This window comes from Butyrivibrio sp. NATIVEDY162, assembly GCF_045999815.1.
In the GTDB taxonomy this organism is placed as follows: Bacteria; Bacillota; Clostridia; order Lachnospirales; family Lachnospiraceae; genus Butyrivibrio.
Genome location: NZ_CP172573.1, coordinates 2,317,212 through 2,334,755, shown reverse-complemented (window position 1 = coordinate 2,334,755; position 17,544 = coordinate 2,317,212). Strand labels below are relative to the sequence as shown.

Here is a 17,544-nt window from a genome sequence, read left to right as displayed (position 1 = left end):
AGCCTCCGTAAGAATTAGTTTTCAGAATAATCATAAGTGAAGTGGTCGCAGGTGTAGTACTGGTGAGATGAAATATTACCATCACTAAATCCAAGAATCTGAACATCAGTATATGCACGATCATCAGAGTAGAGGTAATTATTCTCAGTATCACCATTTATGTTGAGAACTCTGTATATATCGCTTGCAGGGGAATACATCAGGGTTCCCTGTGAGGTTTCTATGTAGGTGTCTTCACCATCTCCTGCGTAATCAGTCACAGTTCCCTTATCAAATACAAGAAAATATGAGCATTTGTCAGAGACAGCTTTGTCCAGCATGTCTGATGCTCCAAGGGATTTAAGCTGACGAAGCAGGGTGGAATCTGCGTAAACAGAGGATGCACCTCGTATGGATACAGCAAATGTTTTGTCGCTACCTGTAAGCTTCAGCATCATGAGCTGAGTGTAAATATCGCTGTTACCTGAAGCCATATCATTAAGCTGAGAATGATATTCATTGAGACACTCCTGCCAGGTTTCAAATCCGTCATCCTCTCTGTGATCTGTAAGAGGGAAGTTCTGTTCAAGATAATTTCCAAGATAAGAGGTTACCTTTTGACAGCCAAGGACATTTAAATGTCCGGGATCTTCCATATCGTTATTAAAGTCTATTATTCCGGGTACCTCTAACATATTAAGAGAGGGAACTCCGTATTCTGCAGCAATCTTATCAGCTGTGTGGGCAGCAGCCTGATTTTCAGCCATGGCGAGGAAGGGAACGGTTACAACTACTGCCTGTATGCCGCGGTCCCTGCAGGTATTAAGAATCATTCTAAGATACATGGTTCCGACGGTTTCCTGCTCTAAAGTACCTGCCTGATAATCTACATACTCATACTCTGCAGAATGAAGCTTGTATTCCATCACGGCGCCCATCATGCGGTTTATATCTGCATCCTTCGTAAAGCGTTTGAAATCAGCAGAATCAAGTTCCTTCCATCTGTCGTGATAGACAATGAAATCGAACCAATAGGAATACTTTTTATCCTGGTTTTCAAACATGTCATTTATGGCGTGATATTTCATTCTGCTTAAGGGAAATCTGTCGATATTAAGATGAAGCTCATCACTGCTTACATTGGCATTGGGGTCATCGATGTATCTGACATCATTTTCAAGCATGTATGAATCAATGATGACCAGCTTGGGTGTGCAGTGCTCAAGGGCAAGCATCAGCTGCCAATAGCTAGATAGCAGTACACTGCCATAACCTCCAAGATTATATGAAGTAAAACCGTGCTCCTCATATAACTGGAGGGGATTTATGCCGTTTATGACATGAGAAGATCCAAGAATTAGAGCATCTATATGATCTTTTTTGGCCTCTCTGAAAAACATTTCATTTTTATTGAAGCTGGATTTACGCTCAACCAGCAGGGATGTGACAACGATACAGCAAAGCAGTATAAATATAAAAAGGATGTCACGTACTGCAACTAAAAGCTTTTTGCGCACTTTAGATTCCTCCGGATGTGTTTTTATTGCCTGACATTTTCGTACGACTTTAGTATGCAGGCAACAATAATTGTATCATAAAACCTTATAGAAAAAGCCAATTTCATAGTAAATAAGGATTGTACTAAGTTCATGAATTGAGCTATAATATTCCTAGTGTTTTGTTAACAATATTTACGAAAGGTGGTAAAAATTATGCCATTAGTTACAACGACTGATATGTTCAAAAAAGCATACGATGGTGGATATGCTGTTGGTGCATTCAATATCAACAACATGGAGTTCATACAGGCTATTACAGAGGCTTGTGACGAGCTCAAGTCCCCCGTTATTCTTCAGTGCTCACAGGGCGCTATCAAGTATGCACAGTTCCCTTACCTTGTAAACATGGTTAAGGCAGCTACAGAAGCTACATCTATTCCGATCGCTCTTCATCTTGATCATGGTGCAAGCTTTGAAATTTGTAAGGAGTGTATCGATAACGGATTCACATCTGTTATGATCGATGCTTCTTCTAAGCCTTACGAAGAGAATATCGAGCTTTCTAAGAAGGTTGCTGATTACGCTCACTCTAAGGGATGCGTAGTAGAGGCTGAGCTTGGTACTCTTTCAGGTGTTGAGGATGATGTAAATGTTGCAGATGATGCAGCTCAGTACACAAATCCCGATCAGGTTGAGGACTTCATGAAGCGTACAGGCGTTGATTCACTGGCTATCGCTATCGGAACAAGCCATGGTGCATTCAAGTTTAAGCCCGGCCAGGATCCCAAGCTTCGTCTTGATATCCTTGAGGAAGTTGTTAAGAGACTTCCCGGATTCCCAATCGTTCTTCACGGTTCTTCAGCAGTTCCTCAGAAGTACGTTGGAATCATCAATGAGAACGGCGGCGCTATGAAGGATGCTATCGGTATTCCGGATGAGCAGCTTCGTGCAGCAGCTAAGAGTGCAGTCTGCAAGATCAACATCGATTCCGATCTTCGTCTTGGCATGACAGCAGGTATCCGTCAGCACTTTGCTGAGCATCCTGAGCACTTCGATCCTCGTCAGTATCTTGGTGATGGACGTGCTTACGTTAAGGAAATCGTTCACGACAAGGTTATCAACGTTCTTGGTTCTGACGGTAAGGCTTGATAGAAGCTATAGCAGAAATATATATTTGATTATGGAGCTGCCATGGGATATCCTGTGGCAGCTTTTTAATAATATGGGCAAATAGTTTACGTTTTCTTAACTTTTATTTAGACGTTTACTCGTGTACAATTATTATATATGCTTTTAAAGAGGGTAAAATAATGCACAATCAACTTACAAAAAAAGATATTGAGGACATGGAAGCGGAAATAGAGCACCGCAAGGCCGTTGTCAGAAAAGAGCTTCTCGAGGATGTAAAGGAAGCAAGAGCACAGGGCGACTTAAGTGAAAACTTCGAATACTATGCAGCAAAAAAGGCTAAAAATGCCAACGAGAGCAGGATCAGATTTTTAGAGAGAATGATCAAGACTGCAGAGATAGTTGATGATAAAAGCGCAGAGGACGAAGTCGGCATGAACAAAACCGTAACTGTGCGCATGGAGGATGATGGGTCTGAGGCTACTTATAAGATAGTTACCACCATGAGAGGTAACGCATTGAAGGGACTTATCAGTATAGAATCTCCTCTTGGAAAACAGCTTTTGGGACATAAGGTCGGAGATAAGCTGACTATAGAAGTAAACAGTGACTACAGCTATGACATAACTATTTTGAAAATAGAAAACACGGAACTTACAGAGGAAGATAAACTCAGAGACTTTTAAGGAGGATGAATTATGGGACTTCATGTATTCCAACCCGTTGACCTTAATGATATTCTAGAAGGCGCATTTAGATTTGGCGGAGATACCTGGGCTCTGCTTACAGCAGGCAATGCAGAGAAAGCCAATACGATGACTGTGTCATGGGGAGGAGTTACGCATGTCTGGGACAAGACCTGTGCTATAGTATATGTTCGAGAGAGCAGATATACCAAGGAATTTATAGATGCCCAGAAGAAGTTCTCATTATCATTTCTTCATAACGAAAAATACAAGGGACTCAGAAAGTATCTGGGATCTGTGTCCGGAAGAGATGAGGACAAAATTGGCAATGCTAAGCTGAATCTCAATTATGACGAGGGGATTCCCTTCATAGATGAGGCTGATAATGTTATTTTGTGCAAGGTTTTGTATAAGCAGCAAATGAAGGAAGAGAACTTTGTAAATGGACGTTTGATAGCAGATTATTACGCGAAAGGGGATTATCACTATATTTATATAGCTGAAATGAAAAAGGTAATGATTCGATGAAACCGGCTAATATTGCATCTTTTGAGGAGATAGGAAAATTTATTTTTCTATCTGAGAAGCCTGTAAAGGCTGATCTTATACTTGTACCGGGAGCACCGATTAAGGAGCTCGCAGATAATGCAGCATATCTTTGGAAGGAAGGTTATGCTCCAAGAATTCTTGTATCGGGAAAATACTATATGACCTATGACTCACTTGAGGATGAGTTTAACAGATTTTCTGCAAGCAGCGGCGACAGCCTTGGCTGTGCTACAGAAGCAGAGTATCTTACCAAACTGATGGTGATGCAGGGGGTTGATGAAAAAGCAATTATTCAGGAGACGGAGTCAACTAACACTTTTGATAATGCCAAATTTTCCGCAAAGATAATTGAAGAGAAGAGAAGGGAAGAGAAAATAGAGCACATAATACTGTGCTGCCAGGCATTCCATGCAAGACGTGCTCTTATGACTTTTCAATCAGAGCTAAGAGATATTAAGATAACGGTTTGTCCGATAGTAACGAGAGGTATCAGCATTGATACCTGGATGGACAATTTAAAAAGCTATAATTTAGTTCTTTCTGAGCTTAGAAAATGCGGTGAATATTTTAAAGGGGACAGAATGTACGAGCTCAGATAATAATTCACGAGACGCTATTTACATGAGGGGTTAATATGCGTAGTGAGAAAACGACATCAAAGTGGACAATGTCTGTAACCATTGCTCTGCTTTTTGTCGTCCTGATCTTTGCGGTAAACACAATTCAGGACAGATTTATCTATAGTGATCGAATAGTTCAGCTGACGACATATTTTTCGCAGCTGGAGTCTGTAATTTCGACCAGATTTACGAGGTATCATAAACTGCTTCGAAGCTGGTCGTATCATCTTGAACATAAGAAATCCTCAGGTATAGAGGATTTTTGTGATTATATTTCCACAGAAAAAAGAATATGGGAAGTTGAAGAGGTATACCTGTTTGATGAGAGCGGAGCTTACAGGGATGTGTCAGGAAATAGCGGAAAAATAGATGAAGGAAGCGAATTTAAACATAAGCTTAAGAATGTTGGATCACTTCAGGTCACACATTTAATGGATCCGAATGGTAAAAGACTGGATGTTTTCGTACTGGGAATCAAGCCGGGAACGTATGACGGGCTTGATTACTGCGCCATGGGACTGGGAATTGATTCCATACAGATCAAAAACAGAATCACCACAAGGCGAAGCGACATGGAAGGGTCGCAGAATTATCTTGTTGATAAAAGTGGAAAACTGATTGTTTCTTCTGTGGATATCTCCCTGGAAAAAGAGAATATTGTGGATTACATCATGGAAAAAGGTGAAGTTTTATATGATCCTGCAGGAGAAACATTAGAAAGAGAAGTGGCAGGGAGAATGACGGGAGTCTGCGTCATGACTATAGAAGGCATAGATTATTACATCACCTATATGCCTTGTGAGATGCGAGACAGTATGCTTGTATGCCTTACTCCGGCAGAGGGAGTTGACAGAAATATAGCTCATGTAAAAGGGATAAATAATGTGCTTCTTATAGTAGCTTTTTCCATTGTCGCCCTCATAATAATACTTCTTATGAGATACCATTCGATGCAGGAAATGCTTGTGGTTGCTAAATCAGCTAATGAGGCAAAAACAAGATTTCTTTCAAATATGTCACATGATTTCAGGACGCCTATGAATGCTCTTGCGGGATATATTACCTTGATGAAGGAAAATGCTGGCAATTCTGAAAAAGTCATCGAATATGGTGAAAAGGCAGAGCGTGCACAGCGTAACATGATAAATATGATTGGCTGTATTCTTGATCTTAGCAAAATGGAGGAGGGCGGAGAAGAAATTAAAAATGAGAGATTTTCGCTAAATGATCTTATCAGAAATGTCAGTAAGGAAATATCGCCCCTCGCAGCTGAAAAAAATCAGGTATTTACGGTAGACAGAGAAGCTGTAAAGGAAGATGCATTAGTAGGCGATTCTGAGAAGGTAGAAATAGCATTAAAAAATCTTTTGCAAAATGCGGTCACATTCACTGAAGAAAAAGGAGTAATATCATTAAAAATCTATGCAGAAAATGATGAGTCGGACAGCAGACTACAGTTGTGCTTTGAAATATCGGACAATGGAATTGGCATAAGCAGTGACTTTATAGATAAGATCTATGAACCATTTATGAGAGAGCAAAGAAAAACAGCAAATAAAGAGCAGGGAACCGGACTCGGGCTTACAGTAGTAAAAAAAATTATCAGTATGCTCGGAGGAACTATTGAAGTAAAAAGTGAAGTAGATAGGGGAACTGTATTTACCCTGCATCTGGGATTTGAAGTTGCAAAAAAAACCGAGCTTGAAGAAATGAAAGAGCTCGAGGATGCTCTCGAGTCAGGTAATTCTGAAAGCATTAACTCTGAAAACGACAATGTATTTAGCGGAATGCGGTTTCTTGCAGCAGAGGATAATGAGCTAAACGCAGAAATACTTGTTGAAATACTTAAGCTAAGAGGAGCCGGGCTTGTGGATGTGGCGGAAGACGGAGAAAAAGCTGTTTTGGAATTTTCCGGGAAACCTCCGGGATATTATGACATGATTCTTATGGATATTCAGATGCCAAATATGAACGGATATGAAGCAGCTGGAGCTATAAGGGCTCTTGCTTCTAAAGGACGTCAGGATGCCGGAGACATTCCGATTATAGCCATGAGTGCCAATGCTTTTAAGGATGATATAGAAAAAACAAGTGAATCCGGAATGAATGCACATTTGCCAAAACCTATTGATATAAAGCTTTTTGAAAGTACTGTCAGAGCGCTTAAATCCAGGGAGCAGGAAAGCTATGAAAGAAAATGATAATTATTCTTTAGATAATGAAGTACGTTTTAAAGAATGGTTCTTTGACTACGTGATAAATCTGAATAATACGGTTGCCGCAGTATTTTCAGCAAAGGATTTCAAAGTGGAGTTTTTGACCGAAAATGCTGAGGAAATCATTGGAATGCCCAGAGATGTAATAATTAGCGATATCAGGAATCTGATCAAGAACGGAGTTAAAACAGATGGAGAATCTCCCCCTTCAAATGAAGAACTAAGAAAACTACAGATTGGAGAAAGCATAGAGGCTGATACTCTTGAGACAAAGAATCAGAAGACAGGAGAAATAAGATATTTTAGAGGGAGTATCCGCCATTCAGAGATAGATGGCAAGGATAGATTTTTGCTAGTATGGGCAGATATAACTGATGAAGTGAAACGAAACAGACAGATGGAGGAGATGATAGAGGTGGCAAATGCTGCAAATGCCGCCAAAACGAGCTTCCTTGCAAATATGTCACATGATTTCAGAACACCTATGAATGCAATAACTAATTTTAATCTGTTAATTGCAAAGAATTCCGATAACCCGCAGAAGGTGAGAGACTATACACATAAAATAGGACTTGCATGTCAGAATCTCTTATCACTTCTTAATGATGTTCTTGATATGAGCAAAATAGAGAGCGGGAAGGCGGATATAAATCATGAAGAGTTTGCGCTGGGACTTCTGCTGGAGGAGGTCAATTCTGTAATAGCATTTCAGGCGAAAGCAAAACAAATCGATTATCAGGTACATTCCGGAGGTGTAGAACAGGATTTATTCATAGGTGACAAAAAAAGAATAAATGAAATTCTTGTTAATATCCTTGGAAATGCAATAAAATACACCCAAAATGGTGGAAAAGTAGATTTTTCAATAAATGAAGAGAGAAGTGGAAGCAGCGACTATTGGGATCTGAGATTTGTTGTCAAAGACAATGGGGTTGGAATGAGTGAAGAATTTCAGCAGAAATTGTTTGATCCCTTTTCCCGTGAAATAAAAGAGGCAACGGTCGGGATACAGGGGACTGGTCTTGGAATGGCTATTTCCAGGAACCTTGTTCAGATGATGGGCGGCACCATATCAGTTGAATCTGAAGAGGGCAAGGGTTCGACTTTTACCATAACATTAAGGCTACAGGGTGTTAAGCAGGAAACCGGCGACTTCTGGAAGAACCATGGAATACACCGAATGCTTATAATAGATGACAATATGGAGGAATGTGAAAAAATCCAGGTAGCCCTTAAGGATACAAATGTTGAAGTGTTCTTCTGCACAAGCGGATACAGAGCTATAAGACTTATAGAGGCAGGGGATGAAGAAAACAGAGGATTTGATATTATTATCCTTGGTATGCAGATCAGGAGTATCAGCTGCTTTGAGCTTGCTGCCTTTGTAAGGGATAAAAAGCTTGTGCCAAAGCCTATTCTTATTCTGCTTACGGATGACTGGGAAGAAATAGCGGGTGAGGCTAGAGACGCCGGAATATATGACTTTTTGCAGACTCCGTTTTTCCTGTCGACATTTAAGCAGCTGATGGAGGATATACTGAAAAGAACAGGCAAAGGAAGTAAAGAGCAAAATAATAATGTACTTGAGGGAATGCATTTCCTGGCTGCAGAGGATAATGATATCAATGCAGATATACTCGCAGAGCTGATGAATATGGAGGGAGCCAAGATAGACAGGGTGACCAACGGACAGGAGGCTGTTGAAAAGTATATGAGTGCTGAGGTCGGGGAATATGATATGATACTGCTTGATATTCATATGCCTGTTATGAATGGATATCAGGCTGCAAAGATCATACGTGGATTGGACAGGCCGGATGCCGGAAAGATACCGATAATAGCCATGACAGCCAATGCATATGCGGATGATGTACAAAGAGCAATTGATGCCGGCATGAACGCTCATCTGTCAAAACCCATTGATATGAAGGTAGTTGAGTCAACAATTATGTCACTTAAGGCAAATATGCAGTCGACATAAATTGCTATAAATGATAAAATTACACTATTGTGATCGTAATAAATTAAGATAGTGGAGCAGAATGTAAAAATGAAAAAAGCAGTAATCATTGGCGCAGGTCCTGCAGGACTTACGGCAGCTTACGAGTTATTGGACAAATCAAAAGATATCGAAGTGGTAGTTCTTGAGGAAACGGATAAGTTTGGTGGTATTTCAAGAACTGTAGAATATAACGGTAACCGCATGGATATGGGTGGGCACAGATTTTTCTCTAAAGTCCCTGAAGTTAATGAATGGTGGGACAAGATGTTGCCAAGACAGGGTAAGCCTTCTTATGATGACATCGTACTGAAGCGTTCATCCTCTCTGGCAAGTAATGGCCCGGATCCTGAGATGGTTGACAGGGTTATGCTTAGAAGAAATCGTATTTCACGAATATTCTTCAACGGAAAGTTTTTTGATTATCCTATAACACTTAAGGTCGAGACCTTTACAAACATGGGACTGTGGACAACAATTGTTGCAGGTTTCTCATATATCAAGGCCATGATCTTTAAGCGCAAGGAAAATTCACTTGAAGATTTTTATGTAAATCGTTTTGGTAAGAAATTGTATTCAATGTTCTTTGAGCATTACACAGCCAATTTGTGGGGAAGACATCCCTCAGAGATAGATCCCAGCTGGGGGGCTCAGAGAGTTAAGGGCGTTTCTATTATGGCAGTTTTGGCCAACGCTTTTAAGAAAAAAAGCGGTAAGACAGGCGGAAAAGTAGAAACATCCCTTATTGAGGAATTCAGTTATCCGAAGCTCGGTCCCGGTCAGCTCTGGGATGTAACAGCTTCTGAGATAGAGAAGAAGGGCGGTACTATCATTACCGGTGCTAAAGTAGTAAAGATCAATAAAGATGGAGATCATCTTGTTGGTGTTACCTACGAAAAGGATGGTCAGAATGTTGATATTGAGGGTGATTACATTATCAGCTCAATGCCTATCAAGGACCTTGTAGCCGGAATGAATGATGTTCCTGCAGATCCTGCACGAATAGCTGCAGGACTTCCTTACAGAGACTATATGACACTTGGTGTTCTTATACCTCATCTTAATCTTGAGAATAAGACCAAGGTCAGAACCATCGGAAACATTGTCCCAGATAACTGGGTATATGTGCATGACCGCAACGTATCAATGGGACGTTTCCAGATTTATAACAACTGGTCTCCTTATCTTGTTAAGGACATCGACAACACTGTATGGATGGGACTTGAGTACTTCTGTAATGAAGGCGATTCCATGTGGAGTATGACCGATGATGAATTTGCAAAAATGGCTATCAAGGAGATGGTAAAGATCAATCTCATTGATGAGGAGAAGGAAGTTCTTGACTACCATGTAGAGCGTGTTAAGAAGGCATACCCTGCTTACTTTGATACATATGATGAGATGGATAAGCTGGTCGATTATCTGAATTCCATCGACAACCTCTTCTGCGTAGGAAGAAACGGCCAGCACAGATATAACAACATTGATCACTCAATGTGCACATCATTTGAGACTGTTAAAAATATTCTTAGCGGTACACGTGACAGAAGCAATATTTGGAGTGTAAATACCGAAAAAGAATATCACGAATCCACGGAGGAAAAGAATCCTGAGGATGAAGAGATAGAGATTGACTGAATTTATACGGGCGCCAATTAATGTATTGGCGTCCGTTTTTTGAAAATGAGGGCTTAAGGTATCATAGGAGATGCCATAAGAGAGTGCTATATAAAATAGCGTAAGATAAGGAGGCAGATAAAATGATCAACTATAAACAGATTACCGATGAGACATTTTGGATTGGAGGAAGTGACAGAAGACTTTCCAGATTCGAGAATATTTTTCCGCTTGAACACGGAGTCTCCTACAACAGCTATGTAATAAAAGATGAGAAGACAGCCCTTTTGGATACAGCAGATATTTCTATTTCAGACCAGTTTCTTGAAAATTTGCAGGGAGTTCTTGGAGAAAAGAAACTTGATTATCTTGTGATAAACCATATGGAGCCTGATCACTGCTCACAGATTGCTACAGTAGTAGCGCTGTATCCTGAAGTAACTCTTGTTGGTAATGCTAAGACATTTACATTTCTTTCACAGTTTTTCCCTGAACTGAATGCTCATAATAAGGTTACAGTAGCAGAAGGTGATAAACTGGAGCTTGGAAAGCACACACTTAACTTTGTTATGGCACCTATGGTACACTGGCCTGAAGCGATGTTTTCATATGATTCTGTTACCGGTGTGCTTTTCAGTGCAGATGCATTTGGTACGTTCGGCGCTATAGATGGTGGTATTTTTGCAGATGATTATGATTTTGAGAAAACTTTTCTTGATGAAGCAAGAAGATACTATGCTAATATTGTAGGAAAATATGGAATGCAGGTTCAGGCCGTTCTTAAGAAGGCAGCAGGTCTTGATATAAAAATGATCTGCCCTCTTCACGGTCCTATATGGAGAGAGAATATTGCATGGTTTATAGATAAATACCAGAAATGGAGCACTTATACCCCTGAGGATGATGACATTATAGTTATTTACGGAAGTTTGTATGGCCATACAGAGAGTGCAGCCCAGAAGGCAGCAGCACTTATCAGAGAAAAGAGTGGTAAGAAAGTATGTGTTTATGACGTTTCACAGACACATGTATCTGAGCTGATTTCAGAGGTATGGCGCTGTGGCAAGATTGTGCTGTTTTGTCCCACTTATAATAATGGCATTTATACACCTATGGAGAATTTCCTTTCTGATTGTATCGCACTTACAGTTCAGAACAGAACCGTTGCGCTTGCACAGAACGGAACCTGGGCTCCTGCTTCAGGAAAGCTTATGACTGAAAAATTGCAGAGTCTTAAAAATGTGAATATTGTTGAGCCTATGCTCACAATTAAGAGTGCACTTCATGAGACAGACGCACAGGCTCTCGAAGCCTTTGTGAGTGCTGTTGTTGAAGCATAAAAAATATTAAGTCCTTTAGGTATACAGTTTTTTAGAAACTGATACAAGGAGGCAAGGAGGAGTAATGAAAGAATTTTTAAAGAGGAAGAATATCGTAATCTCCGGAAAGAGATACGGTATCGAGGCACTGTCGGCTATGGCGCAGGGATTGTTTGCGTCGCTCCTAATAGGAACGATTCTCAATACAATCGGCACACAGCTTAATCTCACGTGGTTGTCTGATATAGGCGGTTATGCATCATCTATGAGTGGCGCAGCCATGGCTGTAGCAATCGGATATGCGCTTCAGGCACCACCACTTGTACTTTTTTCTTTGGTTACTGTAGGCTATGCGGCAAATGCACTTGGAAGTACTACTCTTGCAGGCGGCAAGGGGGCAGGCGGACCGCTGGCGGTTCTTTTCATAGCAATTATTGCTGCTGAGTGTGGAAAAGCAGTATCAAAGGAAACAAAGGTTGATATTCTGGTTACTCCTATAGTAACTATTCTTGTAGGCGTAGGTCTTGCAAGCCTTATTGCACCGGCTATTGGATCAGCTGCATCATCTATTGGAGGAGTTGTAATGTGGGCTACGGAGCAGCAGCCATTCCTTATGGGAATAGTTGTTTCTGTAGTAGTAGGAATAGCACTTACACTTCCGATATCATCAGCTGCAATATGTGCAGCGCTTGGACTTACAGGACTCGCAGGAGGAGCAGCTGTAGCAGGATGCTGTGCTCAGATGGTTGGTTTTGCCTGCATGTCATTTAAGGAGAACAAGTGGGGAGGCCTTGTTTCACAGGGCATAGGAACTTCAATGCTTCAGATGGGTAATATAGTTAAAAACCCTAAGATCTGGATTGCACCTATTCTCACAAGTGCAATTACAGGACCTATAGCTACATGTGTTTTCAAGCTTCAGATGAACGACCCTGCAAGTGCTGTTGCATCAGGCATGGGAACCTGTGGCCTTGTAGGTCAGATAGGTGTTTATGCAGGATGGGTAAATGATGTAGCAACAGGAGCAAAAGCTGCAATTACTGCTTTTGACTGGGCAGGACTTGTGCTTATCTGCTTTGTACTTCCTGCAGTTCTTACATGCGTGTTTGGCGCATTTTTCAGAAAAATAGGATGGATAAAGGAAGGAGATTTAACACTTTCCTAAGCCGTGCAACATTTTTCGCATCAATTTGATAAAAATATCATAGTTTTTGTATAAAAGCCTTTGGCAGAAGTATTAGATTATAAAATGCAGTGGTAAATTCTGCTTAATTTAAGGAGGACAAAAACATGAAACAATTTCCGGGATTTTCACACGGAATAAACCTTGGAGGCTGGCTTTCACAGTGTGACCACACTAAGGAAAGATATGATAACTTTATCAAAAAGAACGATATTGAAAAAATCAAAAGCTGGGGACTTGATCATATAAGAGTTCCTGTAGACTATGATCTTGTGGAGGAAAAGGACGGAACCTACAAGGAAGACGGATTCAGATATATTCAGAAGGCAATAGACTGGGCCGGGGAATATGGTCTGAATATGGTTTTGGATCTTCATAAGACCTTTGGTTACAGCTTCGATAACGGAGAGCAGGAAGCAGGCTTTTTTGAAAACGAGAAATACCAGGAGAGATTTTTCAAACTTTGGGAGCAGTTTGCCCAGAGGTTTGGAAAATACGAGGACAGACTGGCATTTGAGCTTTTAAATGAAGTTACAAAGAAGGAATATTGTGATATCTGGAACAGGGTTTCTACAGAGTGTATTAAAAGAATCAGAAAATATGCGCCTACTGTAAAAATTCTGCTGGGAGGTTATTACAATAACAGCATTGTGGCGTTAAAGGATCTGTGTGAGCCTTATGATGAGAATGTTGTTTATAACTTCCACTGCTACGAGCCACTGGTATTTACACATCAGGGAGCAGCATGGATAGACACAATGGACCATTCTTTCAGAATGCCATTTGACTCAACCTATCGCGAGTATGATAACAATGCTTTTGCTCAGCTAGGTAACAGACCTGAGGAGCTTAAGGTAGATGATCCTGATAAGAAGCTTGGAATTGAGTATTTTGAGCAGTATATGGAGGAAGCTGTGAGGGTGGCCAATGAGAGAAATGTGGCACTCTACTGTGGTGAGTATGGAGTTATAAACCTTGCAACTCCTGAGGATGCTCTTAAGTGGTATCAAGCTATTGGAAGCTGCTTTAACAAGTACAATATCGGACGCGCAGCATGGAGCTATAGAGAAATGGATTTCGGGCTTGTGGATTCTTATATGGATCCTGTAAGGGATGAAGTTCTGAAAATGATGTAATAAAAAGAGTATTTTGGCACCGGTTTTCCTGTTGGAAGACCGGTGTTTTTTATTCAATAGGAAATTCCTTTGGATTTCCTATTGAATAAAAAGCGCTCCGCTAAGGATGCGACTGGTGCGCAGATGAATTTTGCAAGCTAAAGCTTGCTCGCACCAGCGCGCAAAGAGTCGCGAGCGACTCTTTGTTCTCATACGAGAAGATAGCTTTTCTATGATATAATATTGGGACATTATGGTTGATCATGAAAGGATATTTTGGAAATGAGTATTTTAAATGTAGAGCACCTTACACATGGCTTTGGAGACAGGGCTATTTTTGACGATGTATCATTCAGGCTATTAAAGGGTGAGCACATAGGTCTTGTCGGAGCTAATGGTGAGGGTAAATCCACATTTATGAACATAATAATCGGAAAACTCATGCCTGATGCCGGGAACATCGAGTGGGCCAAGAATGTTAAGGTGGGATACCTTGACCAACATGCTGTGCTCAAGGAAGGCATGACTATCAGAGATGTTTTGTCTTCTGCATACGAGCCGCTTTTTGATATGGAGCGCAGGATGAATGAAATCTGTGATGCCATGGCAGAAGCTGACGAAAAGCAGCTTGAAGAATATATGGAGGAGCTTGGTACAATCCAGGATCTTTTGACTAATCATGATTTTTATCTGATTGATTCAAAAATAGAAGAGGTATCAAGGGCTCTGGGATTCTTAGAGCTTGGTCTTGATCGTGATGTTACGGAACTGTCGGGTGGACAGAGAACAAAAATACTTTTGGCAAAGCTCCTTTTGGAAAAGCCTGATATTTTGCTATTGGATGAGCCTACAAACTATCTGGATGCAGAACATATTGTATGGCTGACAAGATATCTGCAGGATTATGAGAATGCATTTATTTTGATTTCTCATGATATTCCGTTTTTAAATAATGTTGTAAATATCATATATCACATGGATGGTCAGACCCACAGCCTTGACAGGTATGTAGGCGACTATGACAAATTCATGGAAGTGTATGAGATGAAGAAGGCTCAAAGAGAGGCAGCTTACAATAGGCAGCAGCAGGAAATTGCAGACCTCAAGGACTTTGTAGCAAGGAACAAGGCCAGAGTTGCCACAAGAAACATGGCTATGGCCCGTCAGAAAAAGCTTGATAGCATGGAACTGATTGAAAAGATTCAGGAAAAGCCAAAGCCGGAGTTTAACTTTAAAACAGCAAAGACTCCAAGTAAGTTTTTATTTGAAATTCAAGACCTTGTAATTGGATATGATGAGCCCCTCTCAAAGCCCTTAAATATGTTTATAGAGAGAAATACTTTTACAGTACTCACCGGTGCAAATGGAATAGGAAAGTCAACTCTTTTAAAGAGTATACTCGGAATCATTCCGCCTATATCAGGATCTGTTAAAAGAGGCGAGAATGTTGAAATAGGCTATTTTGAGCAGGAGATGGCACCCAATATCGAGACTACATGTATGGAAGAGATTTGGAATGAATTTCCTTCATTTTCACAGTATGAGGTAAGATCTGCGCTTGCAAAATGCGGGCTTACTACAAAGCATATTGAGAGTAAATGTAAGGTATTATCCGGAGGCGAGCAGGCAAAGGTAAGACTTTGTAAGCTGATCAATAGAGAATCTAATATCCTTGTACTTGATGAGCCTACAAATCACCTGGATGTTGATGCAAAAGAAGAGCTCCATAGGGCACTAAAAGAGTACAAGGGTACAGTAATTATGGTATGTCATGAACCTGATTTTTATCAGGATCTTGCTACGGAAATTGTTGATTGCACAAAGTGGACTACAAGGATATAAATCATTATGATAATTCAGACGGGATCAAGAACCGATATACCGGCATTTTATGCGGACTGGTTTGCGAACAGGCTAAAGGAAGGCTATGTATATACCCGCAATCCTTTTAATATGACCTATGTAACCAAGTACATTCTGCATCCATCAGTTGTGGATTTAATCAGTTTTTGCACGAAAAATCCAAAGCCCATGATCAAGTATCTGGACCTTCTTAAGGGATACGGAATGTACTGGTATGTGACAATTACAGGATATGACAGGGATATAGAGCCTAATGTTCCCAAGATAAGCGATGTAATTGAATCCCTTAAAATAATCTCGGAGTTTGCGGGTATCGACTCCATGGGATGGCGATATGATCCTATTTTTATAGATGAAAAATATACAAAGGAATATCATATTGAGAAGTTTTCAGAGATTGCGAAATCTCTTGATGGCTATACCAATACGGCAGTCATCAGCTTTATTGATCTCTATCAGAAGGTGCGGAAAAATTTTCCTGATGCGAAAGTGGTTGAAAAAGCGGACAGACTATACCTTGGAGAGCACATGGCAAAAATAGCCCGTGACCATAATATGGTTCTTCGTCCCTGCAGCGAAGGAAGTGAACTGGAGGTATTCGGAGCTGATTGCAGCGGCTGCATGACACAGGCCATGTATGAGAAGGCGCTGCACACTTCCATGGATTTCCCTAAAGGGAAAAAGGCCAGGTCTTCCTGCGCGTGCTACCTTGGAAATGATATTGGCATGTACAATACTTGTATGCACATGTGCAGATACTGCTATGCAAATTATGATGAAAAGACTGTCCGCGCCAATAATGCGAATCATGATCCGGATTCACCTCTTCTTGTGGGGAACATCAGACCCGAGGATGAAATTCATGTAGCTGAGCAGAAGAGCTGGATTGACGGGCAGCTTAGCTTTGATTTTATATAGAGAAGGACTTTAAGTACGATTATTGAATTTCTGAGGATATACAATAATCTATACGGCTATATAGCGCTGACACCGCTACAGTTATGAAAAAAGGCTCATGTATTGTAAGAATACCGATTGATTTATTCAAGGGTAGGGTCTTCTAAGAATTTACCCATCATTACAAAATTCTTTGTTTCATAATAGGAAAGCTTTGAATAGAAATGCTTGTGCTTCTCGTCATTTACACTATTAAGCTCTATGATGGAAGCACCATTCTTTTGAACCTCTTGTTCAAGTACCTTTAAAAAGTCTGTTCCATAACCATTTCCTTGAAAGCCCTTAAATATAACAATTTCTTCTAGGAAGTATCCTCTTATGTCATCGAATTCTTTGAAGTATCCCATTAAATAGCCGGTTATAATATTATTGCTATCAAGCTGGATCATGCACATGGAATCTTCCATTGTTAATACCTGATGAATCCTTTTATACGCTTTTTCATATGTCCAACAGCAATCTTCAACGGTGTTATAGTATTCGATGTTCTTTTCGACCACATATTTTAGATCTTTTTCTGTCATTATTCTGTAATTCATAAGTCACTTCCTTAGTTTGCTTCACCCTGACCCTCGTAAAACACCCTGGCTTTTTTACACAATCCATATACTGACCATGTCATTCATATATTGCAAAAATTTTGCGGTAAGTGTTTCTGTGACGGGGAATACAAGGAAAATGGTAGAAAAATAGTGAATTTGGGCAATAAAAAGTCGGGGTGACAGGATTCGAACCTGCGGCCTCTACGTCCCGAATAAAGCGACTTGCTTTTTAACAATTCTCGTATTATGTTAAACCCGCTTAAATACAGGGC

The 17,544-nt window shown here is 40.5% G+C and carries 14 protein-coding genes; 12 read left to right on the top strand and 2 right to left on the bottom strand.

The features are described 5' to 3' along the window. Positions 1-14 precede the first annotated feature (14 nt). Positions 15-1,496: a hypothetical protein gene (locus ACHCNF_RS10120; RefSeq protein ID WP_408069684.1), complete on the bottom strand. Its 1,482-nt coding sequence runs from the start codon at positions 1,494-1,496 to the stop codon at positions 15-17. A gap of 195 nt (positions 1,497-1,691) precedes the next feature. Here ACHCNF_RS10120 and fba point away from each other — a divergent pair, with 195 nt between their 5' ends. The 12 genes from fba to ACHCNF_RS10060 all read left to right on the top strand — a co-directional run bounded on the left by fba (position 1,692) and on the right by ACHCNF_RS10060 (position 16,691). Then, positions 1,692-2,627, top strand: coding sequence for a class II fructose-1,6-bisphosphate aldolase (gene fba, locus ACHCNF_RS10115; protein ID WP_408069683.1), 936 nt, complete (start codon positions 1,692-1,694; stop codon positions 2,625-2,627). A gap of 161 nt (positions 2,628-2,788) precedes the next feature. Beyond that, positions 2,789-3,292 (top strand): transcription elongation factor GreA, encoded by a 504-nt coding sequence (greA, locus tag ACHCNF_RS10110; RefSeq protein WP_408069682.1) that lies wholly within the window; start codon positions 2,789-2,791, stop codon positions 3,290-3,292. 12 nt (positions 3,293-3,304) lie between these two features. Beyond that, positions 3,305-3,820, top strand: coding sequence for a flavin reductase (locus ACHCNF_RS10105; protein ID WP_408069681.1), 516 nt, complete (start codon positions 3,305-3,307; stop codon positions 3,818-3,820). Further along, entirely contained in the window at positions 3,817-4,440 is a 624-nt protein-coding gene (locus ACHCNF_RS10100) for a YdcF family protein (protein ID WP_408069680.1), read from the top strand. The genes ACHCNF_RS10105 and ACHCNF_RS10100 overlap by 4 nt, the downstream gene beginning before the upstream one ends. 35 nt (positions 4,441-4,475) lie before the next feature. Next, positions 4,476-6,662, top strand: a complete 2,187-nt coding sequence (locus tag ACHCNF_RS10095) for a hybrid sensor histidine kinase/response regulator (RefSeq protein WP_408069679.1) — start codon at positions 4,476-4,478, stop codon at positions 6,660-6,662. Then, the gene (locus tag ACHCNF_RS10090; RefSeq protein WP_408069678.1) at positions 6,649-8,658 is read left to right on the top strand and encodes a response regulator; all 2,010 of its coding nucleotides are present in this window, start codon (positions 6,649-6,651) and stop codon (positions 8,656-8,658) included. Before ACHCNF_RS10095 ends, ACHCNF_RS10090 begins: the two co-directional genes overlap by 14 nt. Before the next feature lie 69 nt (positions 8,659-8,727). Then, positions 8,728-10,314, top strand: coding sequence for an NAD(P)/FAD-dependent oxidoreductase (locus ACHCNF_RS10085; RefSeq protein WP_408069677.1), 1,587 nt, complete (start codon positions 8,728-8,730; stop codon positions 10,312-10,314). A 122-nt stretch (positions 10,315-10,436) separates the two neighbouring features. Beyond that, complete coding sequence (locus ACHCNF_RS10080) at positions 10,437-11,633, top strand: FprA family A-type flavoprotein (protein WP_408069676.1); 1,197 nt, start codon at positions 10,437-10,439, stop codon at positions 11,631-11,633. Between the two features lie 64 nt (positions 11,634-11,697). Further along, positions 11,698-12,777 (top strand): PTS sugar transporter subunit IIC, encoded by a 1,080-nt coding sequence (locus tag ACHCNF_RS10075; RefSeq protein WP_408069675.1) that lies wholly within the window; start codon positions 11,698-11,700, stop codon positions 12,775-12,777. Between the two features lie 125 nt (positions 12,778-12,902). Continuing rightward, complete coding sequence (locus ACHCNF_RS10070; protein WP_408069674.1) at positions 12,903-13,931, top strand: glycoside hydrolase family 5 protein; 1,029 nt, start codon at positions 12,903-12,905, stop codon at positions 13,929-13,931. A gap of 261 nt (positions 13,932-14,192) precedes the next feature. Further along, positions 14,193-15,752, top strand: a complete 1,560-nt coding sequence (locus ACHCNF_RS10065; RefSeq protein ID WP_408069673.1) for an ABC-F family ATP-binding cassette domain-containing protein — start codon at positions 14,193-14,195, stop codon at positions 15,750-15,752. Positions 15,753-15,758: 6 nt separating this feature from the next. After that, positions 15,759-16,691 (top strand): DUF1848 domain-containing protein, encoded by a 933-nt coding sequence (locus ACHCNF_RS10060; protein ID WP_408069672.1) that lies wholly within the window; start codon positions 15,759-15,761, stop codon positions 16,689-16,691. Positions 16,692-16,813: 122 nt separating this feature from the next. Here the strand turns inward: ACHCNF_RS10060 and ACHCNF_RS10055 are convergent, their stop codons facing one another. Beyond that, positions 16,814-17,269, bottom strand: a complete 456-nt coding sequence (locus tag ACHCNF_RS10055) for a GNAT family N-acetyltransferase (protein WP_408069671.1) — start codon at positions 17,267-17,269, stop codon at positions 16,814-16,816. Positions 17,270-17,544 lie beyond the last annotated feature (275 nt).

What these genes read in the sequence shown, in the direction of transcription:
- ACHCNF_RS10080 (WP_408069676.1), top strand. Translation starts at nt 10,437, where the DNA reads ATGATCAACTATAAACAGATTACCGATGAGACATTTTGGATTGGAGGA.
- ACHCNF_RS10090 (WP_408069678.1), top strand. Translation starts at nt 6,649, where the DNA reads ATGAAAGAAAATGATAATTATTCTTTAGATAATGAAGTACGTTTTAAA.
- ACHCNF_RS10055 (WP_408069671.1), bottom strand. Translation starts at nt 17,269, where the DNA reads ATGAATTACAGAATAATGACAGAAAAAGATCTAAAATATGTGGTCGAA.
- greA (WP_408069682.1), top strand. Translation starts at nt 2,789, where the DNA reads ATGCACAATCAACTTACAAAAAAAGATATTGAGGACATGGAAGCGGAA.
- ACHCNF_RS10075 (WP_408069675.1), top strand. Translation starts at nt 11,698, where the DNA reads ATGAAAGAATTTTTAAAGAGGAAGAATATCGTAATCTCCGGAAAGAGA.
- ACHCNF_RS10095 (WP_408069679.1), top strand. Translation starts at nt 4,476, where the DNA reads ATGCGTAGTGAGAAAACGACATCAAAGTGGACAATGTCTGTAACCATT.
- ACHCNF_RS10060 (WP_408069672.1), top strand. Translation starts at nt 15,759, where the DNA reads ATGATAATTCAGACGGGATCAAGAACCGATATACCGGCATTTTATGCG.
- ACHCNF_RS10085 (WP_408069677.1), top strand. Translation starts at nt 8,728, where the DNA reads ATGAAAAAAGCAGTAATCATTGGCGCAGGTCCTGCAGGACTTACGGCA.
- fba (WP_408069683.1), top strand. Translation starts at nt 1,692, where the DNA reads ATGCCATTAGTTACAACGACTGATATGTTCAAAAAAGCATACGATGGT.
- ACHCNF_RS10100 (WP_408069680.1), top strand. Translation starts at nt 3,817, where the DNA reads ATGAAACCGGCTAATATTGCATCTTTTGAGGAGATAGGAAAATTTATT.
- ACHCNF_RS10065 (WP_408069673.1), top strand. Translation starts at nt 14,193, where the DNA reads ATGAGTATTTTAAATGTAGAGCACCTTACACATGGCTTTGGAGACAGG.
- ACHCNF_RS10070 (WP_408069674.1), top strand. Translation starts at nt 12,903, where the DNA reads ATGAAACAATTTCCGGGATTTTCACACGGAATAAACCTTGGAGGCTGG.
- ACHCNF_RS10105 (WP_408069681.1), top strand. Translation starts at nt 3,305, where the DNA reads ATGGGACTTCATGTATTCCAACCCGTTGACCTTAATGATATTCTAGAA.